This is a genomic window from Streptomyces sp. NPDC048002, assembly GCF_040653275.1.
Taxonomy (GTDB): domain Bacteria; phylum Actinomycetota; class Actinomycetes; order Streptomycetales; family Streptomycetaceae; genus Streptomyces.
In genome coordinates, this window is sequence record NZ_JBEZNL010000034.1 from 64,663 (window position 1) to 89,644 (window position 24,982).

Below are 24,982 nucleotides of genomic sequence, written 5' to 3' on the forward strand. Positions count from 1 at the left end.
ACGCCCTACACGCTCTGCAGCTCCTCCTGGAGCCTGCCGACGTCCACCGAGTCGTCCGCCGACGGGGTCCGGGTCGGCACCGGCTCGTCGTACTCGGAGAACCTCAGCCGGACATCGGTGTCCTGGTCGCGCTGGGTCGCCTCGACCAGCAGGTGCGGCGAGTCGGCCGTGACGTAGAGCGTGGTCCGCGCGCCGTCCACCTCGCCGGTGAGCGGGACGACCTCCGTGCCGTCCCGGGTGGTCTCCTCCCCCTTCCGCAGCGACGCCGACCCGGGGGAGGAGTCGGCCTCCCGCTGGAAGTTGCGCAGGTCGCAGGTGTCGGCCATGCCCTTGAGCAGCGCGTCGTCCGTGGAGCCGTGGATGTAGCGGCCGTCGAACAGCTCGGCCACCGCGTCGCCCTGGTCTCCCGGCACCTGCGCCTTCCAGAACGCGGTGTCCGGCTTCAGCCACACCTCGTCGCCCCGCTTGACGATCTCGACGCTGCCGCCGTCCGAGCCCATCTCCATCGTCCCGGCGCAGTTGCCGGACCGGTCCAGGGCCAGGTCCATCGAGGTCGGCTGCGTCGTACTGGTCTCGGTGCCCTCGCTGCGGTCCGTCAGCCTCAGACGCACCGACTCCGCGTCCCGGAGGTTCCGCTCCGCCTCGTCGGCCAGCTCCCGCGCGGTGGGGTCCTCCGCGGCGGCCACCGGGAGGGCCGGGGCCAGCAGCAGGGCCGCGCCCAGCGCGACCGGGACCAGCGCCCTTGCGGCCATGCCGTCACCTCCGTGGTGCGCGTCACCCACACAGCGTACGGTTCGCCCTATTTGTCCGCATGTTCAGTGACGTGGCCCACATTCGGCGCCGTAATGCGCATGCGGGCGGCGCCTCCGGGCAGGCGCAGCCGGTCCCCGGAGACGCCGCCCGTGTGACTCAGGGGCACTGAACAGGAACGGAAGGCAATACCGATCATGGCAAGGCAGCAGCAACGACGGACGATCCACGTCGACGGCGAGTGGCGGGACGCGCTCTCCGGCGCCACCCGCGACATCCTCGACCCGGCGGACGCCCGGCCCTTCGCCGTGGTCGCCGAGGGCGACGAGAAGGACACCGACCTCGCGGTGGAGGCCGCCCGGCGCGCGTTCCGCGACGGCGACTGGCCGCGCACCCCCGTCGCCGAACGCGCCGCGCTCCTGCGCCGCGTCGCCGACCTCTTGGTCCGCGACCGCGAGGAACTCGGCCTGCTGGAGAGCCGGGACGCGGGCAAGACCCTGGAGGAGGGCCGCGTCGACATCGACTGCGTCGCCGACGCCTTCCGCTACTTCGCCGACCTGGTCGCCGCCGAGGCCCCGGGCCGGGTCGTGGACGCCGGGTCGCCCGACGTCCACAGCGTCGTCGTGCACGAGCCGGTCGGCGTCTGCGCCCTGATCACGCCCTGGAACTACCCCCTCCTCCAGGCCAGTTGGAAGATCGCCCCCGCACTCGCCGCGGGCAACACCTTTGTCGTCAAGCCCAGCGAGATCACCCCGCTGACGACCGTCGCGCTGATCGGCCTGCTGGCCGAGGCCGGCCTGCCCGCCGGCGTCGCCAACATCGTGACCGGGCCCGGCGGTTCGGTCGGCGCCCGGCTCGCCGAGCACCCCGACGTCGACCTCGTCTCCTTCACCGGCGGCCTGGTCAGCGGCGTCAAGGTCGCCCAGGCGGCGGCCCCTTCGGTGAAGAAGGTCGCCCTCGAACTCGGCGGCAAGAACCCCAACGTCGTCTTCGCCGACGCCTGCGCCACCGACGAGGGCTTCGACACCGCCGTGGACCAGGCCCTCAACGCGGCCTTCATCCACAGCGGCCAGGTCTGCTCGGCCGGCGGCCGCCTGATCGTGGAGGAGTCGGTCCGGGACCGCTTCGTCACCGAACTCGCCCGCCGCGCCGCCCGGATCCGCCTCGGCCGCGGCACCGACGACGGTGTCGAGTGCGGCCCCCTCGTCTCCGCCGAGCAGCGGGCGAAGACCGAGGCGTACGTCGCCTCCGCGCTGGAGGAGGGCGCCGTCCTGCGCACCGGCGGCAAGCGCCCGGAGGGCCTCGGCGCCGGCTTCTTCTACGAGCCGACCGTGCTGGACGCCTGCCATCGCGGGATGCGCGTCGTACGCGAGGAGGTGTTCGGCCCGGTCCTCACCGTGGAGACCTTCCGTACCGAGGACGAGGCCGTCGCGCTCGCCAACGACACCGAGTACGGGCTCGCCGGCGCCGTCTGGACCGCCGACGCGGGCCGCGCCCGGCGCGTGGCCGGGCGGCTGCGCCACGGCACCGTCTGGATCAACGACTTCCACCCCTACCTCCCGCAGGCGGAGTGGGGCGGCTTCGGCCGGAGCGGCACCGGCCGCGAACTGGGACCCGCCGGACTCGCCGAGTACCGCGAGACCAAGCACGTCTACCAGAACCTCGCGCCGAAGCCCGTCCGCTGGTTCGCCGGCTGAGCCCGTCCCTCCCCCGACCTCTGGAGTACCACCCCCATGCCCGAGAACACACCTGTCTACGACTACGTCGTCATCGGCGGCGGCACAGCGGGCTCCGTCATCGCCTCCCGCCTGACCGAGAACCCGGACGTCACCGTCGCCGTCATCGAGGGCGGCCCCACCGACATCGACCGCGAGGACGTCCTCACCCTGCGCCGCTGGATGGGCCTGCTCGGCGGAGACCTCGACTACGAGTACACGACCGTCGAGCAGCCCCACGGCAACTCGCACATCCTGCACAGCCGCGCCCGGGTGCTCGGCGGATGCTCGTCGCACAACACCCTGATCTCCTTCAAGCCGCTGCCCGCCGACTGGGACGAGTGGGAGGCGGCCGGTGCCACCGGCTGGGGCGCCGTGCAGATGGAGGCGTACTACGCGCGGCTGCGCAACAACATCGTGCGGGTGGCCGACAAGGACCAGAACGCCATAGCCAAGGACTGGATCGAGGCCACCAAGGCGGCCACCGGCGTCCCCGAGGTGTTCGGCTTCAACGACAAGCCCTTCCACGAGGGCGTCGGCTTCCTCGACCTGGCCTACCACCCGGAGGACAACAAGCGCTCCTCGGCCTCCGTCGCCTACCTCCACCCCCACCTGGAGACCGGCGACCGCCCGAACCTGACGCTGCTGCTGGAGACCTGGGCGTACCGGCTGGAGCTGGACGGACAGCGCGCCACCGGTGTCCGCGTCCGTACCGCCGACGGCACCGAGCAGCTGATCACCGCCCGCCACGAGGTCGTGGTCTGTGCGGGGGCCATCGACTCGCCGCGCCTGCTGATGCTGTCCGGTGTCGGCCCGCGCGAGGACCTCGAAGCCCTCGGCATCCCCGTCGTGCACGACCTGCCGGGCGTGGGGGAGAACCTCCAGGACCACCCCGAGTCGGTCATCGTCTGGGAGACGGAGCGGCCGCTGCCGGAGAACTCCGCGATGGACTCCGACGCCGCGCTGTTCGTACGCCGGGACGACGGGCAGGACCTGCCCGACCTGATGTTCCACTTCTACCAGATCCCCTTCACCGACAACCCCGAGCGGCTGGGTTACGAACGCCCCGAGCACGGTGTGTCGATGACGCCCAACATCCCCAAGTCCCGTGCCCGTGGCCGGGTCTACCTGACCAGCGCCGACCCCGAGGCCAAGCCGGCCCTGGACTTCCGCTACTTCACCGACGAGGACGGCTACGACGCGCGCACCCTCGTCGACGGCGTGAAGATCGCCCGGAACATCGCCCGCACCGAGCCGTTCGCGAGCTGGCTCAGGCGGGAGGTATTCCCCGGCCCCGATGTCACCGACGACGCGCAGCTCAGTGAAGTGCTGCGCAAGGCGCACCACACCGTCTACCACCCGGCCGGAACCTGCCGGATGGGTGCCGCCGACGATGAACTGGCCGTTGTGGACCCCGAGTTGAAGGTACGCGGCCTGGAGGGACTGCGCGTCGTCGACGCGTCCGTCTTCCCCACCCTGCCCGCGGTCAACCCGATGATCGGCGTCCTGATGGTCGGCGAGAAGGCGGCCGAGCTACTGGCCGACACCAGTGAAGGGAACAACGCCCGATGAGCGGCATACCCACTCCTCACGAACCCGACCCCACCCAGGCCGACGACCCCGTGGACCAGGCCGGGACACCGCCCGTCTTCGGCGTGCGCCACCTGTGGAAGGTCTTCGGCCCCAAGGCCGACCGGGTCCCCGGCGACCCGGAGTTCGCGGGCCTGTCCCAGTCCGAGCTGCGTGCCGCCACCGGCTGCACCGCCGCCGTCCGCGACGTCTCCTTCGACGTGCGCAAGGGCGAGGTCTTCGTCGTCATGGGCCTGTCCGGCTCCGGCAAGTCCACCCTCGTGCGGTGTCTGACCCGGCTCATCGAGCCGACCTCCGGCACGCTGGAGATCGACGGCGAGGACGTCCTCGCCATGGACAAGAACCGGCTGCGCGAGCTGCGCCGGCACCGCGCCGCGATGGTGTTCCAGCACTTCGGCCTGCTGCCCCACCGCTCCGTCCTCGACAACGTCGCCTACGGCCTGGAGATCCAGGGCATGCCCAGGGCCCAGCGGCGCGAACGGGCCGCGGAGATGGTCGCCAAGGTGGGCCTCGTCGGCCTGGAGAACCGACGCCCCGGCCAGCTCTCCGGAGGCCAGCAGCAGCGCGTCGGCCTGGCCCGCGCGCTCGCCTCCGACCCCGAGGTGCTGCTCTTCGACGAGCCGTTCAGCGCCCTCGACCCGCTGATCCGGCGCGACATGCAGGAGGAGGTCATCCGCCTGCACCGCGAAGAGGGCCGCACCATGGTCTTCATCACCCACGACCTGAGCGAGGCGCTCCGCGTCGGCGACCGCATCGCCCTGATGCGGGACGGCGAGGTCGTGCAGCTCGGCACACCCGAGGAGATCGTCGGCTCGCCCGCGGACGACTACGTCCGCGACTTCGTTCGCGACGTGCCGCGCGAGCAGGTGATGACCGTCCGCACCGCCATGCGCCCCGGCGACTGCGGCGGCCCCGAGCACCCCGGCGCCCTCACCCCCGACACGGTCGTCGTCGACGCCATCGACCTCGTCGCCCGCACCGGCAGGGCGGCCTGTGTGACGCGGGACGGCCGCTGCCTGGGCACCGTGGACCACGCCGCGCTGCTGCGGGTCGTCGCCGGCCTGGACCGCGAGGAGGTGGCCGCGTGAGAGGCCGCCCCAGCCGCCGCGCCACCGGCCATACCCGGGGGTGGACCGCATGAGTGCCGTCGTCACCCCCGCCAAGCAGCCGGCCCCCGTCGACCCGGCCGAGGACACCGCCTCCGTCGAGCGCACCTCGCCGCTGACCCGCCCCCTGGTGCGCCGCATGCTGCCGCTGCTGGCCGCCGCGCTCGTCCTGGTCCCCCTCGCCATCGTGCTGTGGGGCAGCGGATCCTGGCCGTCCGAACTGACCGTCGACATCAAGACACCCCTGGACGACGCCTACACCTGGGTCGTGCAGAACCGCGACACCAACCCGGTGTTCCTCTACTTCCTGCTGCACCTGAGCAACTGGGCCGACGACTCGGTCGCCTGGGTCGACGACCTGCTCCAGAGCGTCGGCTGGTTCCCGGTGATCGCCGTCGCCGTGCTGCTGTCCTGGCGCATCGGCGGGCTGCGCGACAGGCGCGGGCTGGGGCTCGCCGGTGTGACCCTCGCCGCCTTCGCGGTCTCCGGTCTGCTGGGCATGTGGGAAGCGACGATGGAGACCCTGGCCCTGATGTCGGTCGCCGTCGTCGTCTCCGCCCTGATCGGCGCGGTGCTGGGCCTGGGCGCAGGTCTGTCGGACCGCTTCGGGCGGATCCTGCGGCCGGTCCTGGACACGATGCAGATCATGCCCGCGTTCGCCTACCTGCTGCCGCTGGTGCTGCTCTTCGACATCGGAGTGCCGTCCGCGCTGATCGCCACGATCATCTACGCGGCCCCGCCGATGGCCCGGCTCACCGCCCTCGGCCTGCGCGGCGCCGACCCGGGGGTGATGGAGGCCGCCGCGTCACTGGGCAGCAGCCCGGTGCAGCGCCTGCTGACCGCGCGGCTGCCCCTGGCCCGCAAGGAGATCCTGCTCGGCCTCAACCAGACGATCATGATGGCACTGTCGATGGTCACCATCGCGTCGGTGATCGGCGCAGGCGGCCTCGGCGAGGAGGTGTTCCGCGCGCTGTCCACGGTGGATGTCGGCGCGGCGCTCGCCGCGGGCATCCCGATCGTGCTGCTCGCCGTCTGGCTGGACCGCACGACCGCCGTCGCCGGTGAGCGGATGGGCGAGAGCGCCGGGGAGTCCGCCTCCTCCTGGCTGCACGGCCCGCGGGCCTGGGCCCTGACGGCCGGTACCGGCGCCGTGCTGGGCGCGGCCGGCTGGCTGGTGTTCGTCGCCGAGTGGCCCGAGGCCTGGCGGGTGGAGATCGCCCGGCCCGTCAACGAGGCCGTCGACTGGTTCACCGGCCACCTCGCCGAGGGAGTGCCCGTCCTGGGCGGCACCCGCACCTGGGCGGACACCTTCACCACCGGCCTGCTCAACCCGATGCGGGACGTCCTGACCGCCACCCCCTGGTGGCTGCTGGTCCTGCTCGCCGCTGGCCTGGCCCTGCTCGCCGGGGGCTGGGGCGCGATGTGCACGGCCGGCCTGGCGATGGCCGCCGTCGGTGTGATCGACGTGTGGGACCACTCCCTGGACACCCTGTCGCAGGCGATCGCCGGCGTCGCCGTCACGCTGGTGCTCGGCTTCGCCATCGGAGTGCTGGCCGCCCGGGTGCCGCTGGTGGAACGCGTCCTGCGCCCCGTCCTCGACACCATGCAGACCCTGCCGCAGTTCATCTACCTGATCCCGGTGGTGGCGCTGTTCAACGTGGGCCGTGCCGCCGCCGTCGCCGCGGCCGTGCTCTACGCGCTGCCCGCCGTCGTCCGGATCACCACCCAGGGCCTGCGCCAGGTCGACTCCGCCGCCCTGGAGGCCGCGCGCTCCATGGGCGCGAGCACCTTCCAACAGATCCGCCAGGTGCAGGTGCCGCTGGCCCGGCCCGCGCTGATGCTCGCCCTCAACCAGGGCGTGGTGCTGGTGCTGGCCATGGTCATCGTCGGCGGCTTCGTCGGCTCCGGCGCGCTCGGCTACGACGTCGTCTTCGGTCTCCAGAAGAGCCAGCTCGGCGTCGGCCTGAGCGCGGGTGTCGCCATCGTGCTCCTCGGCCTGGTCCTGGACCGCACGACCCAGCGCCCGGCCAAGCAGTAACCCACTGACCCCACCCTGTCCGCACTGAGAAAGACGGTCCCATGAAGAACAGAAAGCACCTCCTGCGCGCCGCCACCGCCACCGCTGTCGCCCTCGGCGTCACCGGCCTGAGCGCCTGCGGCGCCGCCAAGACCGAGTCCTCCGGCAGCTCCGGCACGGTGACCATCGCCGTCCCGTCCTGGGTCGGGGCCGAGGCCAACGCGGCCGTCGCCAAGTACATCCTGGAGAACGAGCTGGACACGGAGGTCAAGCTCACCCAGCTCGACGAGGCCGTCGCGTTCGACGCGCTCAACAGCGGCAAGGCCGACGCCCTGCTGGAGGACTGGGGCGGCGCCCCGGACAAGGTCAAGCTGTACGTCGAGGACAAGAAGTCCGTCGTCGAGGGCGGCGACCTCGGGGTCACCGGCCACATCGGCTGGTTCGTGCCGAAGTACCTCGTCGACGAGCACCCGGACATCACCGACTACAAGAACCTCAACAAGTACGCGAGCCTGTTCAAGACCGCGGAGAGCGGCGACAAGGGCCAGCTCCTCGAAGGCTCGCCGTCGTACACCACCAACGACGACGCGATCATCAAGAACCTCGACCTGGACCTCAAGACGGTCTACGCGGGCTCCGAGGCCGCGCAGATCACCCAGATCAAGGAGAGCTACAAGGCCAAGAAGCCGTTCATCAGCTACTGGTGGACGCCGCAGTGGCTCAACTCCCAGCTCGACCTCGTCGAGGTGAAGCTGCCCGCGTACGAGGAGGGGTGTGACGCGGACCCGGAGAAGACGGCCTGCGGTTACGCCGAGACCCCGCTCCAGAAGTACCTCAGTGCCGACTTCGCCGAGAACAACGAGGAAGCCGCCGCGTTCCTCAAGAACTTCTCGTGGACCAACGAGCAGCAGAACGAGGTCGCCGCCCTCATCGCGGACAAGAAGATGAGCTCGGAGAAGGCCGCCGAACAGTGGGCGAAGGCCAACGAGGACGTCTGGAAGGCATGGCTGCCGAAGTAGGCGCCGCCACCACGGCGATCCACCGCGGGGCGGTCTTGCGCCCCGTGGTGCGAGGGGGCCCGTGCCCACCGCGTGCGGTGGACGAGGGCCCCCTCGCCGTCGCAGGCGCACCGGGTGACGTCCCGAGGCCCCGCCCCCGACGGTCAGCCGAGCAGACGGGCGATCCCCTCCGTCGCGCGGCGCTGCAACGTCGGCCCGAAGGTGACGCGCGTGGCCCCCAGCTCCACCAGCTCGGTGGGGGAGGGGCCCGCGCCGACCCCCTCGACGCACTGGTCGTCGGCTACGGAACCCCGCCCGACCACGCCTGGGCGGGGGCCCTCGAAGCCCTGTGCAGGGTGCCGCCGTGAGCGGGAACCCCGCCCCGCCCGCTCCTCAGTCCTCCAGCACCGCGGCGAGCTGGGCGAGCCCCCAGTCCAGGTCCTCCCTGCCGATCACCAGCGGCGGCGCGATCCGGATCGTGGCGCCGTGCGTGTCCTTCACCAGCACACCCCGGTCCATCAGCCGCTCCGACACCTCACGCCCCGTGCCGTACCGAGGCGCGATGTCGACACCGGCCCACAGACCGCGCCCCCGCACCGCCGTGACCCGCCCGGTACCGGCCAGCGCGGCCAGTTCGCGGTGCAGATGCGCGCCCAACTCGGCGGAGCGCTCCTGGAACTCGCCCGTCCGCAGCATCGCGATCACCTCCAGCGCCACCGCGCACGCCAGCGGATTCCCCCCGAACGTCGAACCGTGCTCCCCGGGCCGGAACACCCCCAGCACCTCGGCCGAGGACACCACCGCCGACACCGGCACCACCCCGCCCCCGAGCGCCTTCCCGAGCACGTACATGTCCGGCACCACCCCCTCGTGCTCGCACGCGAAGGTCCGTCCCGTCCGGCCGAGCCCCGACTGGATCTCGTCCGCCACGAACAGCACGTTCCGCTCCCGCGTCAGCTCCCGCACCCCGGCCAGATAGCCGGCCGGCGGCACCAGGACGCCCGCCTCGCCCTGGATCGGCTCCAGCAGCACCGCCACCGTGTTCTCGCTCAGCGCCGACCGCATCGCCGTCGGATCCCCGTACGGCACGATCTCGAACCCCGGCGTGTAGGGGCCGAAGTCCGCCCGCGCCTCGGGGTCCGTGGAGAAGCTGATCAGGGTCGTCGTGCGGCCGTGGAAGTTGTTCCCCGCCACCACGATCTTCGCCATCTCCGCGGGCACGCCCTTGACCCGGTAGCCCCACTTCCGGGCCGTCTTCACCGCGGTCTCCACCGCCTCCGCGCCCGTGTTCATCGGCAGCACCGTCTCCATGCCGCACAACGCGGCGAGCTGCTCGCAGAACGCCGCGTACCGGTCGTGGTGGAACGCCCGCGACGTCAGTGTCACGCGGTCCAGCTGCGCCTTCGCCGCCTCGATGATCCGCCGGTTGCGGTGCCCGAAGTTGAGCGCCGAGTAGCCGGCCAGCAGATCCAGATACCGGCGGCCCTCCACATCCGTCATCCACGCCCCGTCGGCGGAGGCGACGACCACCGGCAGTGGCGCGTAGTTGCGCGCGCCGTGCGCCTCGGCCGCGGCGATGAGGGCTTCCGTAGTACTCACGGGACCTCCAGGAGTCACCGGACGACAAACGGGACCACCTTCCCATCGTCGCTCGGATCGTGGACGCGTGACCTGCGCCCCGCGACGCGCCCGGTAGGCTGGCCGACGGGCCGTGACTGGCGCGCTGGGATGGGACAAACCATCGGGGAGCGGCTCGGTCGTGACTGTGTGCCGTGCGCCTGGGCCGAACCGTGAACGCTGACCCCACACCGTCCGGAGGCCGCCTTGTCCGAGCAGCACCCTTCCCAGGAATCCACCGCCTTCCGCGCCGCCCTCGACGTGATCCGCGCCGTGGAGCCGCGGGTCGCCGACGCCATCGGCCAGGAGGTGCACGACCAGCGCGAGATGCTCAAGCTGATCGCCTCCGAGAACTACGCCTCCCCGGCCACCCTGCTGGCGATGGGCAACTGGTTCAGCGACAAGTACGCCGAGGGCACCATCGGCCGCCGGTTCTACGCCGGCTGCCGCAACGTCGACACCGTCGAGTCGCTCGCCGCCGAACACGCCAAGGAGCTGTTCGGCGCCCGGCACGCCTACGTCCAGCCGCACTCCGGCATCGACGCCAACCTCGTCGCCTTCTGGGCGGTCCTCGCCGACCGCGTGGAGGCCCCCTTCCTGGAGAAGACGGGCGTCCGCCAGGTCAACGACCTCTCCGACGCCGACTGGGCCGAACTGCGCCACGCCTTCGGCAACCAGCGGATGCTCGGCATGTCCCTGGACGCCGGAGGCCACCTCACCCACGGCTTCCGCCCGAACATCAGCGGCAAGATGTTCGACCAGCGCTCCTACGGCACGGACACCGCGACCGGGCTCCTGGACTACGAGGCCCTGCGCGCCTCCGCCCGCGAGTTCAAGCCGCTGATCATCGTCGCCGGCTACTCCGCCTACCCCCGGCTGGTGAACTTCCGGATCATGCGGGAGATCGCCGACGAGGTCGGCGCGACCCTGATGGTCGACATGGCGCACTTCGCGGGCCTGGTCGCCGGCAAGATCCTCACCGGCGACTTCGACCCGGTCCCGCACGCCCAGATCGTCACCACCACGACCCACAAGTCGCTGCGCGGCCCGCGCGGCGGCATGGTCCTGTGCGACGACTCCCTCAAGGACCAGGTCGACCGCGGCTGCCCGATGGTCCTCGGCGGCCCGCAGGCCCATGTCATGGCCGCCAAGGCCGTCGCCCTCGCCGAGGCCCGCCAGCCGTCCTTCCAGGACTACGCCCAGCGCATCGTCGACAACTCCCGGGCCCTCGCCGAGGGCCTGATGCGCCGGGGCGCGACCCTGGTCACGGGCGGCACGGACAACCACCTCAACCTGATCGACGTGGCCACCTCCTACGGACTCACCGGCCGCCAGGCCGAAGCCGCCCTCCTGGAGTCCGGCATCGTCACCAACCGCAACGCGATCCCCGCCGACCCCAACGGAGCCTGGTACACCTCCGGCATCCGCATCGGCACCCCCGCCCTGACCACGCGCGGGCTGGGCGGCGCCGAGATGGACGAGGTCGCCGGCCTCATCGACCGGGTCCTGACCACCACCGAGCCCGGCACCACCAAGTCCGGCGCCCCCTCCAAGGCCGCCCACGTCCTCGACGCGAAGGTCGCCGACGAGATCTCCCACCGGGCGACCGACCTGGTGGCCGGGTTCCCGCTCTACCCGGAGATCGACCTCGGCTGAGCGACACCCCGATCGGCCACACCCTGTGGAGTTGTCAAGGAACAGTGACGCTCACAGATCGATGAGCCGCCCGCGCGGCTCCTCACGCGGCGGCCCCCCACCCGGGCGGGCCGCCGCGCCGCGTATCGCCCCGGCGCCCCGTGGCAGCCGCGCGGCGAAGGGCCGCAGCACCAGGGCCAGCACCCCGCCGGCCGCCGCGCCCGGCAGCGCCCACCACCAGTCGGTGCCCCCGCCGACCCCCGACCTCGCCTCCGACCCCGACGCGCCCGGTGGCACGGGCTCCGCCGCGGCCGGGGGCTCCGCGGATCCCGCCGCCGTGTCCTCCTCCGCGGTGTCCGCCCCCGCGTACACCTCCCGGAGCGGGAAGTCCGTGAGGTCCTCGGCGTCCTCGGGCCCGTCCAGCACCCCCACCTCGGTCAGCAGGGTGCGCAGTGGGCCGGGATCCGGGACGCGATGCCAGCCGCCGTCCGCCGGATCGGCGACCTCGGCCGACCGGTACAACCAGACGTCGCCGCCCTCGGTCACCGGGAAGATCCGGTCGATCCTCCAGGGGGAGACGTCATGGGCGAGCCAGGTGACGGTGACGCTCCGGTCGGCCGCCGCACCCTTCGGCGGAGTACCGGGCCGACCCGCACTCAGCAGGGAGTCCAGCCGTTCGTACTCACGGTCCGAGGAGTACAGCCCCGCCGCCTCCCCGGTCTCCGGCGAGCCCAGGAAGGCGCTCGTCGGTCCCCCGGCCGCGGCGGGTGCCGCGGCCCACCACAACAGTCCCAGCGTCACCGCCGACGCCCCCGCCAGTGCCCCCGCCGGCCGCCGCGGCACGTTCCCCGAGCCGATCCTTCGCCCACGCATCCGAACCCCCAGAAGCCGATCGCCGAGCGGCCCGTCCCCGAGCCGCGTGTCACTTCTGGTACACCGCCCGGCCCGTCGGGGTTCCTGTCCCGGCGGCTCTAATCGGCGGCCCGTTCGGCGTCCTGCCGAAGCGCCTGCGCGATCTCCACCGCCCGGGCCTTCGACGTCACCCCTTCCAGCCGCAGCGTCAGGGCGTCCTCGTCCGCCCGGCCCTCGTCGTGGGTCCACAGCAGCGTCGGTCCGGCGGTCCGCTCCTCGCGGGTGAACGGGGAGCCCCCCGCGTCCACCAGCCAGAAACTCAGCAGATGCGGCCGCGCGAACCACAGGGCCGGATCATCCTGACCGCCGCCCCCGGGGCCGCCGGAATCCAGGAAGACCCACTCCGGCTGCTCCCGCACGGTCTTGGTGAAGCCGACGTCCAGCCGTGCCCGGAACTCGTCCAGCCGTATCGCCCGGCCGTCCTCCTCCCAGCACAGGCTCACCAGGAACCGCCCCTGCGGCTCCGCCGTCACCGTCACCGCGTCCGGAGCGCCGAGCGCCGCCGGCGCCACCGGCTCGAACCCCGCCAGACGTGCCGCCCGCTCTGGCGACACCGACCCCGCGCGGTCGCACCGGGGTACCTCGGCGCTCGCGGACGGACGCGCCGACGGGTCGTAGCGCACCTCGACCCCGCCGAAGCCGAACCAGTCCAGGACCACCGCCCGCACCGGGGGAGTGAGCACGAGCACGGCGAGCAGACCGCACAGGGCCGCGGTCAGCGCCCGCCGTCGCGCGCGCGCCCACGCACGGGCCCGTAGCAGTCGCTCACCGCCCGCCGGGGGCGTGGCCACGGGAACCGGGAGGCCCTCGGCGAGTATCTGCTGGAGCACCCGCTCGGCCATCGTCTCGGCGTGGTCCGGGCCCGACCGGTCCAGGGACCGCCCGAGCGACCGCAGCTCCCTGGGCAGCCCGGAGCCGTCGCCACTCCCACGCTCGCTGCCACCGCCATCACCGTCGGGGGTGTCGCGCTCTTCACTCATGCCGTTCACCCCCTTCCCCGGGTTCGAAATCCGGCAGCAGCCCGCCGAGCCTGCGCAGCGCGCGGCTGAGACGGGACTTCACGGTCCCCCGGGGCCAGCCCAGCGCCTGGGCCGTCTCCGGTTCGTCCATCTCCAGCAGATAGCGGTAGGTGACGACCAGGCGGTGGTCCTCGCTCAGCAGCTCCAGGGCGGAGAGCAGCGCAGCCCGGCGCTCCGTCCGCAGCGTCGCCACCGCCGGGTCGGCCGACTCCGGTATCAGCGGCTCGGCCTCCGCGAAGGCGGCCTCCCGGCCCGCGAGCGTGCGCTGCCGGGCCGCTGACCGCACTGTGTTCCTCGTCTCATTGGCGACGATCGACAGCAGCCACGGCCGGAACGCCGAGCCGTCCCGGAACCGCCCCAGCGCGCAGTACGCCTTGACGAAGGCCTGCTGCACCACGTCCTCCGCGTCCGCACCGGCCCCGAGCGCCGCGGCCGCCCGCAGTGCGATGCCCGTATGGGCACGCACCAGCTCCGCGTACGCCTCCGGCTCTCCGGCGCGCACCCGGGCGATCACCGCGGCCTCATCGACGATGCGGCCCCCCTCCCGCGTCCTCACACCCTTGTTACACCGCCCAAGACGGATCGGTTCCCACCTGCGGCCCCCCGATTTCGCCCCGGATTCCCGCCGGATTCCCACCGGCTCCCCGCCGGTACCGGATCGCCCCGCGAGCCTGAGAGAATGGTGAACATGGCCTCTGATCGACCCCGTGTGCTCTCCGGAATCCAGCCCACCGCAGGCTCGTTCCACCTCGGCAACTACCTCGGCGCCGTCCGCCAGTGGGTGGCCCTCCAGGAGTCCCACGACGCGTTCTACATGGTCGTCGACCTGCACGCGATCACGGTCCCGCAGGACCCCGCGGACCTGCGGGCCAACACCAGGCTCGCCGCCGCCCAGCTGCTCGCGGCCGGCCTCGACCCCGAGCGCTGCACGCTCTTCGTCCAGAGCCATGTCCCCGAACACGCCCAGCTCGCCTGGATCATGAACTGCCTGACCGGTTTCGGTGAGGCGTCCCGCATGACCCAGTTCAAGGACAAGTCCGCCAAGCAGGGCGCCGACCGTGCCTCCGTCGGCCTGTTCACGTACCCGATCCTCCAGGTCGCCGACATCCTGCTCTACCAGGCCAACGAGGTCCCGGTCGGCGAGGACCAGCGCCAGCACATCGAGCTGACCCGCGACCTCGCCGAGCGTTTCAACGGCCGGTTCGGCGCGACCTTCACGATCCCCAAGCCGTACATCCTCAAGGAGACGGCGAAGATCTACGACCTCCAGGACCCGTCGATCAAGATGAGCAAGTCGGCGTCCACGCCGAAGGGCCTGATCAACCTCCTCGACGACCCGAAGGCCACCGCGAAGAAGGTCAGGAGCGCGGTCACCGACACGGACACCGTGATCCGCTACGACGCCGAGAACAAGCCGGGCGTCAGCAACCTGCTCACCATCTACTCGACCCTCACGGGCACGGGAATCGCGGAACTGGAGCAGAAGTACGACGGCAAGGGCTACGGTGCGCTCAAGACGGACCTCGCCGAGGTCATGGTCGAGTTCGTGACGCCGTTCCGGGAGCGGACCCAGCAGTACCTGGACGACCCGGAGACGCTCGACTCGATTCTGGCGAAGGGCGCGGAGAAGGCGCGTGCGGTGGCCGCCGAGACGCTGGCGCAGGCCTACGACCACGTCGGTTTCCTGCCCGCCAAGCACTGAGGCGCACCCTCGCACAGACGTACCACAGGCGTACCACTGGGCAGAGCGCTGCACATCACTCCGGTTGCGCCTGCCCTCGGCACAGCCGTGGCCGTACAGTCGAAAGCCGACGGCTGACAGAAGCAGCCGTCATGACGACAGGGAGATGACGTGGGGACCGTAACGATCGGCGTGTCGATCGCGGTCCCGGAGCCTCACGGCAGCCTGCTCCAGGAGCGGCGCGCGGGCTTCGGCGACGCCGCGGCTCACGGCATCCCCACGCACGTCACCCTGCTGCCGCCGACCGAGGTGGACGCCTCGCTGCTGCCCGCGATCGAGGCGCACCTGGTCGAGGTCGCGGCCGCGGGCCGGCCGTTCCCGCTGCGGCTGTCCGGCACGGGAACCTTCCGTCCCCTGTCGCCGGTCGTGTTCGTCCAGGTCGTGGAGGGCGCCCAGGCGTGCTCCTGGCTGCAGAAGCAGGTCCGGGACGCGTCCGGGCCCGTGGCGCGGGACCTCCAGTTCCCGTACCACCCGCATGTCACCGTCGCGCACGGCATCGACGAGGCGTCGATGGACCGCGCCTTCGCGGAACTCGCCGACTACGAGGCCGAGTGGCCCTGCACCGGGTTCGCGCTGTACGAGCAGGGCGCGGACGGCGTGTGGCGCAAGCTGCGCGAATTCGTCTTCGGCGGGGCGGTCGTGCCGCCGCAGGGCGGCCCCGTCGAGCGAGGGTCGATCCCCGCGAGCTAGTGCCGCGTCAGGCAACGTTCGCCCCGTCGCGACGCCCGGCACGCTCCCCCAGAGGGGGCACCCCCACTCGCCGCACCGGGCACAAGCCCAAGTACATCCAGTACGAGGGCTTGCACCCGGCACGCCGAGAGCACGCACCGGACGCCGCTCCTTGACGGGCAAACGTCGCCTGACGCGGCACTGGGCCGGCCCGACGCGGGCCGGCCCACCCGGAGACCGGCCCCTCGGCTCGTCCGCTCAGACCGGCAGCCGCCGGAACAGCCCCCTCGGCAGGTGCCTGAGCGCCGCCATCACCACCCGCAGCGCGCCGGGCACCCACACCGTCTCGGCGCGGCGCCTGAGTCCCAGCTCGATCGCCGTGGCCACGGCCTCCGGCGTGGTCGCCAGCGGCGCCTCCTCCAGCCCGGCCGTCATCCTCGACCGTACGAAGCCGGGACGTACGACCATCACATGGACGCCCGTGCCGTACAGGGCGTCGCCGAGGCCCTGCGCGAAGGCGTCGAGGCCCGCCTTGCTGGAGCCGTAGATGAAGTTGGCGCGGCGGGCCCGCTCGCCCGCGACCGAGGACAGGACGACCAGGGAGCCGTGGCCCTGGGACTGGAGGGCCCGCGCGCAGACCAGGCCCGCCGAGACCGCGCCGGTGTAGTTCGTCTGCGCCACGCGCACCGCGGCCACCGGCTCGCGCTCGTCGTGGGCCTGGTCGCCGAGGACACCGAAGGCCAGCAGGACGAGGTCGATGTCGCCCTCGGCGAAGACCTTGCCCAGCACCCACTCGTGGGACTCGGTGTCCAGCGCGTCGAAGGCGACGGTGTGCACGCGGGCGCCGAGGGCGCGCAGCTCCTCCGCCGCGTCCTCCAGGGCGGGCGTCGGACGGCCCGCCAGCCACACCGTGCGGGTGCGGCGGGCGATCAGCCTGCGGGCGGTGGCGAGCGCGATCTCGGACGTGCCGCCGAGGACGAGCAGGGACTGGGGGAGGCCGAAGGCGTCCTTCATGACGGCTCCTTGGGGGCTGGGGACCGGGGTGGACGAAGCGGTGACACCGGCCTCGGCTCTAGAGACCGAGGCGGCGGGAGAGGTCCGAGGTGAACACCCCGCGCGGGTCGGTCTCGGCGCGCAGGGCGCGGAACTCGTCGAGGCGGGGGTACATCGCGGAGAGCAGTTCGGGGCGCAGTCGGGAGTCCTTGGCGAGGTAGACCCGGCCGCCGGCCGCGGCCACCTCCTCGTCCAGTTCGTCGAGGAAGGCGCCGAGGCCGGGGAGGCCCGCCGGGATGTCCAGGGCGAGCGTCCAGCCCGGTACCGGGAAGGACAGCCAGCCCGGGTCGGCGTCCCCGAAGCGCTTGAGTACCGCCAGGAACGACGGACAGCGCCGCTCCGAGATGCGCCGGACGATCCGGCACAGGGCCTCCTCCTGGCCGTGTCCGACGACGAACTGGTACTGCACGAAGCCGCCCCTGCCGTAGACGCGGTTCCAGTGGGGGACGCCGTCGAGGGGGTGGAAGAAGGTGGAGATCCGCTGGAGTTCGCCGCTGCGCGCGCGGGGGGCCTTGCGGTACCAGGCCTCGTTGAAGAGGCCGACCGTCCGGCGGCCGAGCAGCCCCTCGGGGAAGAGGGCGGGAGGGGAGGGCAGCCGGCCGGGGCGGAAGTCCAGTGGGTCCCTCCGCGCGCGCGTGCCCTCGCGCAGCGCCGACAGGGGAGCGTGGTCGCCGCGTGTCAGGACCGCCCGTCCGGTGCCGCCGCCGCGCGCCAGGAGGTCGATCCAGGCGACCGAGTAGCGGTAGCGGTGGTCGGTGGCGGTGAGCCGGGCCATCAGGTCGTCGAGGTCCCTGGCGCGTTCGGTGTCCACCGACATCAACGAGGTCTCGACCGGCAGCAGTTGCAGGGTGGCCGTGAGGATCATGCCCGTCAGGCCCATGGCGCCGGTGGTCGCGTCGAACAGCGGGGTGCCGCGCTCGACGCTGCGGATCTCGCCGTCTGCGGTGAGCAGTTCGAAGGCGAGGACGTGCCGGGAGAAGGAGCCGGACACATGGTGGTTCTTGCCGTGGATGTCCGCGCCGATCGCGCCGCCGACGGTGACCTGGCGGGTTCCCGGGGTCACCGGCACGAACCAGCCGAGCGGGAGCAGTACCCGCATCAGTCGCTCCAGGGACACGCCCGCCGCGCACAGGACGGTGCCGCCGTCCGCGTCGATGGCGTGCACCTGGTCCAGGCCCGTCATGTCGATCACGGCCCCGCCGGCGTTCTGCGCCGCGTCCCCGTACGCCCGCCCCAGGCCCCTGGGGATACCGCCCCGGGCTCCGCACGCCCGGACGGCCGCCGCGGCCTCCGCGTAGGTCCGGGGCCGGATCAGCCGGGCGGCGGTGGGGGCCGTGCGGCCCCAACCCGTGACGGAGACAGTCTCGGCAGGCATGTCGGCGACCGTAGCGCCGCTCTGCTGATGATTGGTTATGAAACATCACATTGCTCCCCGAAATGGGTGATTAATGGGATGTCGCTCAATATTGACGGAGTTCCGGCGTGGCCGGGGTGAACAGTGGGTCCGCATGGACCACCTGGACCACCTGGATCACCGCATCCTCAGCGCGCTCAGCGCGTACGGCCGCGACCCCCGCGTCGCCGGTGCCGCGCGCGCCCTGTCCCGGGCCGGCGAACACGGTGCCCTGTGGCTGGCCGCGGGCCTCGCTGGGGCTGCCGCCGACGGCCCGCGACGGGCCGCCTGGCTGCGCGGAACGGCGCTCACCGCGGGCGCGCACGTCGTGAGCATGGGTGTGAAGAGGGTGGTCCGCCGCCCGCGCCCCGCGCATGTCGAACCCCTGGTGCGCACCGCGGGCCGGCACTCCTTCCCCAGCTCCCACGCGACCTCGGCCGCGGCCGCGGCGGTCGCCTTCGGCATGCTGGCGGCGCGCGGGGCGGTGCGTGGCACGACACGCGGTGCGGCACACGGCACGACACGCGGCGTGGCACACGGCACGACACACGGCGTGGCACCGGGCTCGGTCGGCCGGGCCGCCCTGGTCGCGGCTCTCCCGCCCCTCGCCGCCGCCATGTGCCTGTCCCGGCTGGTCGTCGGCGTGCACTACCCCTCGGACGTGGCGGCGGGCGCGGCCCTGGGAGCGCTCACGGCGCGTGCCGGGGCCCGCTGGATGGCGGGCGGCGCACATGACTGAGACAGCGCCGCTGACCACCGGCGCGCGCACCAGGGAGCCCGCGCTCCTCGAACAGCGCACGCCCCCTCGCTCGACCGGAACCCCCACCCCCGAACGTGGCCTCCTGCGCGGCCTGATCAGCACCGCCCGCCCCAAGCAGTGGGTCAAGAACGTCCTGGTCGTCGCCGCTCCGGCGGCCGCCGGAGAGCTGTTCACCGGCCGCGCGCTCACCCAACTCGCCCTGGTTTTCGTCCTCTTCACCGCCTGCGCCGCGGCCGTCTACCTCGTCAACGACGCCCGCGACGCCGAGGCCGACCGCGCCCACCCCACCAAACGGCACCGCCCGGTCGCCGCCGGCCAGGTCCCCGTACCGGTCGCGTACGCCGTCGGCGGCGCCCTCGCCGTCCTCGCGCCGGCCGCCGCGCTCTGGCTGAGCCACCCGCTCGTCGCCCTGCTGCTCACCGCCTACCTGGGCATGCAACTCGCCTACTGCGTCAGCCTCAAGCACGTCCTCGTCGTCGACCTGGTCGTCGTCACGACCGGCTTCCTGATGCGGGCCATGGTCGGCGGGCTCGCACTCGGCATCCCGCTGTCCCGCTGGTTCCTGATCACCACCGGCTTCGGCGCGCTGTTCATGGTCTCGGCCAAGCGCTACTCGGAGGCCGTGCAGATGGCCGGCAAGGCGGGCGCCACGCGCGCGCTGCTCACCGAGTACACGACCGGCTACCTCCGCTTCGTCTGGCAGCTCGCGGCCGGCGTCGCCGTCCTCGGGTACTGCCTGTGGGCGCTGGAGGAGGGCGGTGTGCCGCACACCAGCGTGCTGCCCTGGCGGCAGCTGTCCGTGGTCGCCTTCATCCTCGCGATCCTCCGGTACGCCGTCTTCGCCGACCGCGGTACGGCGGGCGAGCCCGAGGAGGTCGTGCTGGGCGACCGCGCCCTGGCCCTCATCGGCCTGGTGTGGCTGGCCATGTACGGGCTGGCGGTGGCGAATTGGTGAGCACACGCGCGGAGGCCCGCCGACCGACGGACACGCGCGCGGGGGCGACCCCTCCGACCAAGGCGCCCCTGGACGTGGCCCGTTCACCCGACACGCCCGCGGACGTACCCCGTGTGTCCGACACGCCCGCGGACGTACCCCGTCCGTCCGACACGCCCCAGGGCGCAACCCGTCCGTCCGACACGCCCGCGGACGTACCTCGTCCGTCCGACACGCCCCAGGACGCAACCCGTCCGTCCGACCCGCCCGCGGACGTACCTCGTCCGTCCGACACGCCCCAGGGCGCAACCCGTCCGTCCGACCTGCCCGCGGACGTACCCCGTCCGTCCGACACGCCCCAGGGCGCAACCCGTGCGCCCGACACGCCGGGGGACGCGCCCGGGCCGACGCGCACGCGTGCCCGCCCGCGCGCCTGGGCCGACCGGCGGGAACTGCTCGGTTTCGCCGCCGCCGGCCTGCTCGCCTACGCCGTCGACACCGCCCTGTTCGTAGCCCTGCGCGGACCGGCCGGCCTCGACCCGCTCACCGCCAAGACGCTCGCCTTCGCGGCCGGCTGCACGGTCGCCTACGCGGGCAACGCCTACGGCACCTACCGGCACGCCCGCCCGGCCGGCCTGCGCCCGTACGCGGCCTTCCTCGCGGTGAACCTGGCGGGCGCCGCCGTACAGCTGCTCTGCCTGGCCGTGAGCCACTACGGACTCGGGCTCACCTCGCCGCGCGCGGACGTGGTCTCGGGTGCGGGAGTCGGCATGGCGCTGGCGACTGTTCTGCGTTTCTGGGGAACCCGTACATGGGTGTTCCGCGACGAGGGGAGAGTTGGATCATGGACTGGCTGAAAAAGCTCCCCGTTGTCGGACCGCTCGCCACCTGGCTGATGACCACGCACGCCTGGCGGTCGTACGAACGCATGGACCGGGTGAAATGGACGCAGCTGGCCGCGGCGATGACGTTCACCAGCTTCCTCGCGCTCTTCCCGATGCTGGCCGTGGCCGCGGCCATCGCCGCCGCGACGCTCAGCAAGGACCAGCAGGACACCCTTCAGGACAAGATCGCCGACCAGGTGCCCGGCATCTCCGACCAGCTGAACATCGACGGGCTGGTGCAGAACGCCGGGACCATCGGCCTCATCGCCGGCGCCCTGCTGCTCGTCACCGGCATCAGCTGGGTCGGCTCCACGCGCGAGTGCCTGCGCGCGGTGTGGGAGCTGGAGGACACGGAGGAGAACCCCCTCCTGCGCAAGGCCAAGGACGCGGGCGTACTGGTGGGGCTGGGCGGCGCCGTACTGCTCACGATCGCCATCTCCACCGTCGCCTCGGCGCTGGTCGGCCGGATCATCGACGAACTCGGCTTCGTCCAGGGCGGTTTCGCCAGCGTCCTGCTGAGGATCGCCGCCTTCTCCGTCGCCGTCCTGGCCGACTTCCTGCTCCTGCTGTACGTGCTGACCCTGCTGCCCGGTGTCGAACCGCCGCGCCGGCGCCTGATGGTCGGCGCGCTGATCGGCGCGGTCGGCTTCGAACTGCTGAAACTGCTGCTCAGCGGCTATATGCAGGGTGTGGCGAGCAAGAGCATGTACGGCGCCTTCGGTGTCCCGGTCGCCCTGTTGCTGTGGATCAACTTCACCTCGAAGCTCGTGGTGTTCTGCGCCGCCTGGACGGCCACCCCGAGCGCCGGCGAGGAGGACTCCGGCGACGAGGCCGGCGAGGTCAGCGACGACGACGTACCAGATCCGGCAGCGGCCAGCGGCGATTGACCAGGAACACGCCCCCGGCGAGCAGCACCAGCACTCCGCCGGTCACCGCCAGGGCGACCCCGATGCCGCTGGACCCGTCCTCGGCCGTCGCGCTCGCGACCGGCTTCCCGGAGGCTCCACCGGCCTGGCCGGGACCGGAGTCGGCGCCGGAGCCCGAGCCGTTGTCGTTGGCGCCGGGCTGCGCGCTCGGCTCGGCCGCGCCCCTCGGCGCCACCAGCTCACCCACCGGCTGGACCTTGCCGGCCGCCTTGAAACCCCAGTCGAACAGTTTCGCGGTCTCCTTGTAGACCTCGTTGTGCTCGCCCTTCTCCGGGTTCATGACGGTGACCAGGAGGACCCGGCCGTCCCGCTCGGCGACCCCGGTGAAGGTGGCGCCCGCGTTGGTGGTGTTGCCGTTCTTCACACCGGCGATGCCCTGGTAGACGGAGATGTCGGAGTCGCCGCTGAGCAGTCGGTTGGTGTTCTGGATCTCGAAGGACTCGCGGACCTTCTTGCCCTTCTTGTTCTTCTTCGTCTCGCCCGGGAACTTCGCGGTGACCGTCGAGCAGTACTCGCGGAAGTCCTTCTTCTGGAGCCCGGAGCGGGCGATCAGGGTCAGGTCGTAGGCGGAGGAGACCTGACGGGGGGCGTCGTAGCCGTCGGGGGAGACCGCGTGGGTGTCGAGGGCCTGGAGCTCCTCGGCGTGCTCGTTCATCTCGTCGACGGTCTTGTCGATGCCGCCGTTCATCTTCGACAGCACGTGCACGGCGTCGTTGCCGGAGCGCAGGAACACCCCGAGCCACAGGTCGTGGACGGTGTAGCTCTCGCCCTCCTTTATCCCGACCATGCTGGAGCCGATCCCGACGTCCGCCAGGTCGGACGGGACCACCTCGTGCTCGGTGGAGGAGGGGAACTTCGGCAGCAGGGTGTCCGCGAACAGCATCTTCAGCGTGCTCGCCGGGGCCAGCCGCCAGTGCGCGTTGTGCGCCGCGAGCACCTCGCCGGACTCGGCGTCGGCGACCACCCAGGACCGCGCCGACAGGCCCTTGGGCAGCACCGGCACCCCGTCGGCCAGCTCGACCTGCGTACCCGCCCGGCCGAGCCGCTCGCCGCCCACCGTCGACATGTCCGCCGGGGGCGTGGCGGACGGGGTCGGACTGGGGGCCGCGTACGAGACGGGCGTGGTCAGCGCCAGGGACGACAGTGCGGCGGAAACGACCAGCAGTGATCGCCTGGCGGGCTTCTGGGGTGCGGACACGGACGAGAACGTACAGGGCACGGAGTGCGAGCTCCTACCCGGACCCCCACCCCGGCCACGGAACCAGACACGCGGCGGTGATACTGAACGTATGAAGCTCAGCCGCCCCGTCTCCTGGTTCCTGCTCGCCTTCGGGGTGTGGAGTTGGTTCATCTGGATCACTTTCGTCAAAAACCTCGTCAAGGACGGCAGCGGCCTCGCGTTCGACGACGCGGGCGACCCCACCGGCTACTTCTGGGTGCACCTGGCGCTGGCCGTCGTCTCCTTCGTATTGGGGACGGTTGTCGGGGGCATCGGGTTGCGCGGGCTGCGCGCATTGCGCCGTACCGCATAGGCACGGGCACAGGACCTAGGGACACAGGGATTCGGCTGTCGTGGTCATCGTCTTCGTAGTGATCGTCCTGGCCGTGCTGGCCGTCCTGGTGACGGCCAACTGGTACGTGTGGCGCCGCCTGTTCCGCGACACGACCGGTGGGCCCGGGTGGGTGCGCCGCGCGGGCGCGGCACTCGTCGCCGGCGGCTGGCTGATGGCGATCGGCGCGCTCGTGGCCGAGCGGACGGGTGCGCCGTTCTGGCTCCAGCGCGTCCTGGCGTGGCCCGGCTTCCTGTGGCTGGCGCTCTCGATCTACCTGCTGCTGGGGCTGCTCCTGGGCGAGGCCGTACGGCCCCTGCTGCGGCGCCTGCTGGAACGGCGCGAGCCGGCCGAGGAGCGTACGAGGGAACCCCGGCCGGAGACGGTGCCCGCGGGCACCACGCCCGGCACGCCCGGCACGCCCGAGGCGCCCGGCACGCCCGAGGCGCCCGAGGCGCCCGGGTCCGAGGACCCGCGGCCGCCGGTGTCCGCCCCCTCCCGGCGCCTGTTCGTCTCGCGGATCGTCGGCGGCGCGGCCGCCGCGGCGGCCGTCGGGACGGTCGGCGTCGGCACCTACGGCGTCCTGAACGGCCCGAGCGTGAAGCGGGTCACCGTCCCGCTCGCCCGGCTGCCGCGCGCCGCGCACGGCTACCGCATCGCCGTCGTCAGCGACGTGCACCTCGGCCCGGTCCTCGGCCGGGGCTTCGCGCAGCGGGTCGTCGACACCATCAACTCGACCCAGCCCGACCTCGTCGCCGTCGTCGGCGACCTCGTCGACGGCAGCGTGCGGGACCTGCGCACGGCGGCCGCCCCGCTCTCCGGGATCAAGGCCCCCGCCTACTTCGTCACCGGCAACCACGAGTACTTCTCCGGCGCCGAGCAGTGGGTCGAGGAGGTGCGCCGGCTCGGCCTGCTGCCGCTGGAGAACGCCCGTACCGAACTGCCCTGGTTCGACCTCGCCGGGGTCAACGACATCGCCGGCGAGGACGAGGGCCAGGGGCCGGACTTCGCCAGGGCGCTCGGCGACCGCGACCCGACCCGCGCCTGCGTCCTCCTCGCCCACCAGCCGGTCCAGATCCACGACGCCGTCGAGTACGGCGTCGACCTTCAGCTCTCCGGCCACACCCATGGCGGCCAGCTCTGGCCCGGCAACCTGATCGCCTCCGCCGCCAATCCGACCCTGGCGGGCCTGGAGCGGTACGGCGATACTCAGCTCTACGTCAGCCGCGGCGCCGGCGCCTGGGGTCCGCCGACCCGGGTCGGGGCCCCGTCGGACATCACGGTGATCCAACTGGCCTCCAGGCAGGCCTGATCCGGGGGAGCGGGCCATGGCGGAGGCCTCCGTACCGCGTCCGGCGCGGACGAGGCCGCTGCTGTTCGCCGTGCTGGAGTCACTGCTCACCGGTGCCTGCGCGCTGGTCCGGTCCGCCCTCGCCGGGCTGCTGCACCCGGAGAACCGGGCGCACGAGCCGTGGGAGCCGACGCATCCGCCCGCCGGGCCGTTCTACCTGCTGGCGTTCTCCGCTGCCGTCTCCCTGGTGGTCACCTGGGTGCCGCGCTGTCTGCCGGGCAGGGCCCTGCGCCGGACGGTGGACCGGCTGATCCTGGTCCGCGCCGGGCTAGGTGTATTGCCCTGTGAGGTTGGGGACGCGGCTGGCGGGTGGTTGGCCTTTCAGCGCGGTGTGTCCGCGGTGGTGATTGTAGGTGTGCAGC

The 24,982-nt window shown here is 72.5% G+C and carries 23 protein-coding genes, 2 pseudogenes and 1 riboswitch; of the genes and pseudogenes, 16 read left to right on the forward strand and 9 right to left on the reverse strand.

All coding sequences use genetic code 11. From position 1 onward, the window contains the following. Window positions 1-5: 5 nt before the first annotated feature. Window positions 6-752, reverse strand: a complete 747-nt coding sequence (locus AB0E07_RS30640) for a hypothetical protein (protein ID WP_362259420.1) — start codon at window positions 750-752, stop codon at window positions 6-8. Between the two features lie 195 nt (window positions 753-947). On the opposite strand from AB0E07_RS30640, the gene AB0E07_RS30645 reads away from it, so the two are divergent. From AB0E07_RS30645 to AB0E07_RS30665, 5 genes are read left to right on the forward strand one after another with little or no spacing between them, the layout of a single operon-like run. Next, complete coding sequence (locus AB0E07_RS30645; RefSeq protein ID WP_362259423.1) at window positions 948-2,447, forward strand: aldehyde dehydrogenase family protein; 1,500 nt, start codon at window positions 948-950, stop codon at window positions 2,445-2,447. A 36-nt stretch (window positions 2,448-2,483) separates the two neighbouring features. Further along, on the forward strand, window positions 2,484-4,037 hold the full coding sequence (locus AB0E07_RS30650; RefSeq protein ID WP_362259426.1) for a GMC oxidoreductase: 1,554 nt from the start codon (window positions 2,484-2,486) through the stop codon (window positions 4,035-4,037). After that, the gene (locus AB0E07_RS30655) at window positions 4,034-5,143 is read left to right on the forward strand and encodes a glycine betaine/L-proline ABC transporter ATP-binding protein (RefSeq protein ID WP_362259430.1); all 1,110 of its coding nucleotides are present in this window, start codon (window positions 4,034-4,036) and stop codon (window positions 5,141-5,143) included. Before AB0E07_RS30650 ends, AB0E07_RS30655 begins: the two co-directional genes overlap by 4 nt. 49 nt (window positions 5,144-5,192) lie before the next feature. Beyond that, entirely contained in the window at window positions 5,193-7,199 is a 2,007-nt protein-coding gene (locus tag AB0E07_RS30660; protein ID WP_362259433.1) for an ABC transporter permease subunit, read from the forward strand. Window positions 7,200-7,240: 41 nt separating this feature from the next. After that, a complete protein-coding gene (locus AB0E07_RS30665; protein WP_362259436.1) occupies window positions 7,241-8,197 on the forward strand; it encodes an ABC transporter substrate-binding protein in 957 nt (318 codons plus the stop codon). A gap of 143 nt (window positions 8,198-8,340) precedes the next feature. Here the strand turns inward: AB0E07_RS30665 and AB0E07_RS30670 are convergent. Next, window positions 8,341-8,451 (reverse strand): annotated as a pseudogene (locus AB0E07_RS30670) (isocitrate lyase/phosphoenolpyruvate mutase family protein); the annotation flags it as partial. Here AB0E07_RS30670 and AB0E07_RS30675 point away from each other — a divergent pair. Further along, window positions 8,452-8,544 (forward strand): annotated as a pseudogene (locus tag AB0E07_RS30675) (PLP-dependent aminotransferase family protein); the annotation flags it as partial. Window positions 8,545-8,569: 25 nt separating this feature from the next. Here the strand turns inward: AB0E07_RS30675 and rocD are convergent. Beyond that, window positions 8,570-9,775 (reverse strand): ornithine--oxo-acid transaminase, encoded by a 1,206-nt coding sequence (gene rocD, locus AB0E07_RS30680; protein WP_362259439.1) that lies wholly within the window; start codon window positions 9,773-9,775, stop codon window positions 8,570-8,572. A 102-nt stretch (window positions 9,776-9,877) separates the two neighbouring features. After that, a riboswitch (ZMP/ZTP riboswitch) is annotated at window positions 9,878-9,967 on the forward strand. Between the two features lie 33 nt (window positions 9,968-10,000). On the opposite strand from rocD, the gene AB0E07_RS30685 reads away from it, so the two are divergent. After that, a complete protein-coding gene (locus AB0E07_RS30685; protein ID WP_362259442.1) occupies window positions 10,001-11,449 on the forward strand; it encodes a glycine hydroxymethyltransferase in 1,449 nt (482 codons plus the stop codon). Window positions 11,450-11,500: 51 nt separating this feature from the next. Here the strand turns inward: AB0E07_RS30685 and AB0E07_RS30690 are convergent, their stop codons facing one another. From AB0E07_RS30690 to AB0E07_RS30700, 3 genes are all read right to left on the reverse strand, one after another. Continuing rightward, window positions 11,501-12,229 (reverse strand): hypothetical protein, encoded by a 729-nt coding sequence (locus AB0E07_RS30690; RefSeq protein ID WP_362259445.1) that lies wholly within the window; start codon window positions 12,227-12,229, stop codon window positions 11,501-11,503. 170 nt (window positions 12,230-12,399) lie between these two features. After that, window positions 12,400-13,320, reverse strand: a complete 921-nt coding sequence (locus AB0E07_RS30695) for a hypothetical protein (RefSeq protein WP_362259448.1) — start codon at window positions 13,318-13,320, stop codon at window positions 12,400-12,402. Continuing rightward, window positions 13,313-13,915 carry an RNA polymerase sigma factor gene (locus AB0E07_RS30700; RefSeq protein ID WP_362259451.1) on the reverse strand — a complete coding sequence of 201 codons (603 nt, stop codon included), beginning with the start codon at window positions 13,913-13,915 and terminating at the stop codon, window positions 13,313-13,315. Before AB0E07_RS30700 ends, AB0E07_RS30695 begins: the two co-directional genes overlap by 8 nt. Before the next feature lie 132 nt (window positions 13,916-14,047). Between AB0E07_RS30700 and trpS the strand changes: the two genes are divergently transcribed. Beyond that, the gene (gene trpS, locus AB0E07_RS30705; RefSeq protein WP_362259454.1) at window positions 14,048-15,061 is read left to right on the forward strand and encodes a tryptophan--tRNA ligase; all 1,014 of its coding nucleotides are present in this window, start codon (window positions 14,048-14,050) and stop codon (window positions 15,059-15,061) included. 150 nt (window positions 15,062-15,211) lie between these two features. Then, the gene (locus AB0E07_RS30710; protein WP_362259457.1) at window positions 15,212-15,790 is read left to right on the forward strand and encodes a 2'-5' RNA ligase family protein; all 579 of its coding nucleotides are present in this window, start codon (window positions 15,212-15,214) and stop codon (window positions 15,788-15,790) included. A gap of 237 nt (window positions 15,791-16,027) precedes the next feature. Here the strand turns inward: AB0E07_RS30710 and AB0E07_RS30715 are convergent, their stop codons facing one another. Continuing rightward, window positions 16,028-16,783 carry a decaprenylphospho-beta-D-erythro-pentofuranosid-2-ulose 2-reductase gene (locus AB0E07_RS30715; protein WP_362259460.1) on the reverse strand — a complete coding sequence of 252 codons (756 nt, stop codon included), beginning with the start codon at window positions 16,781-16,783 and terminating at the stop codon, window positions 16,028-16,030. Window positions 16,784-16,841: 58 nt separating this feature from the next. Continuing rightward, the gene (locus AB0E07_RS30720) at window positions 16,842-18,197 is read right to left on the reverse strand and encodes an FAD-binding oxidoreductase (RefSeq protein ID WP_362259463.1); all 1,356 of its coding nucleotides are present in this window, start codon (window positions 18,195-18,197) and stop codon (window positions 16,842-16,844) included. 133 nt (window positions 18,198-18,330) lie between these two features. Between AB0E07_RS30720 and AB0E07_RS30725 the strand changes: the two genes are divergently transcribed. The 4 genes from AB0E07_RS30725 to AB0E07_RS30740 all read left to right on the forward strand — a co-directional run bounded on the left by AB0E07_RS30725 (window position 18,331) and on the right by AB0E07_RS30740 (window position 21,680). Beyond that, window positions 18,331-18,954, forward strand: a complete 624-nt coding sequence (locus tag AB0E07_RS30725; RefSeq protein WP_362259466.1) for a phosphatase PAP2 family protein — start codon at window positions 18,331-18,333, stop codon at window positions 18,952-18,954. Further along, on the forward strand, window positions 18,947-19,930 hold the full coding sequence (locus AB0E07_RS30730) for a decaprenyl-phosphate phosphoribosyltransferase (RefSeq protein WP_362259469.1): 984 nt from the start codon (window positions 18,947-18,949) through the stop codon (window positions 19,928-19,930). Before AB0E07_RS30725 ends, AB0E07_RS30730 begins: the two co-directional genes overlap by 8 nt. A gap of 431 nt (window positions 19,931-20,361) precedes the next feature. Beyond that, on the forward strand, window positions 20,362-20,766 hold the full coding sequence (locus AB0E07_RS30735; RefSeq protein WP_362259489.1) for a GtrA family protein: 405 nt from the start codon (window positions 20,362-20,364) through the stop codon (window positions 20,764-20,766). Continuing rightward, the gene (locus tag AB0E07_RS30740) at window positions 20,754-21,680 is read left to right on the forward strand and encodes a YihY/virulence factor BrkB family protein (protein WP_362259472.1); all 927 of its coding nucleotides are present in this window, start codon (window positions 20,754-20,756) and stop codon (window positions 21,678-21,680) included. Before AB0E07_RS30735 ends, AB0E07_RS30740 begins: the two co-directional genes overlap by 13 nt. On the opposite strand, the gene AB0E07_RS30745 is transcribed toward AB0E07_RS30740, so the two are convergent. Beyond that, window positions 21,634-22,917, reverse strand: coding sequence for a D-alanyl-D-alanine carboxypeptidase (locus AB0E07_RS30745; protein WP_362259475.1), 1,284 nt, complete (start codon window positions 22,915-22,917; stop codon window positions 21,634-21,636). The genes AB0E07_RS30740 and AB0E07_RS30745 overlap by 47 nt on opposite strands. Window positions 22,918-23,008: 91 nt before the next feature. Here AB0E07_RS30745 and AB0E07_RS30750 point away from each other — a divergent pair, with 91 nt between their 5' ends. The 3 genes from AB0E07_RS30750 to AB0E07_RS30760 all read left to right on the forward strand — a co-directional run. After that, window positions 23,009-23,251, forward strand: a complete 243-nt coding sequence (locus tag AB0E07_RS30750) for a hypothetical protein (RefSeq protein WP_362259478.1) — start codon at window positions 23,009-23,011, stop codon at window positions 23,249-23,251. Window positions 23,252-23,291: 40 nt separating this feature from the next. Further along, entirely contained in the window at window positions 23,292-24,581 is a 1,290-nt protein-coding gene (locus AB0E07_RS30755; RefSeq protein WP_362259480.1) for a metallophosphoesterase, read from the forward strand. Window positions 24,582-24,597: 16 nt separating this feature from the next. Next, window positions 24,598-24,982 (forward strand): hypothetical protein (locus AB0E07_RS30760; protein ID WP_362259492.1); only part of this gene is annotated, 385 nt, incomplete at its 3' end.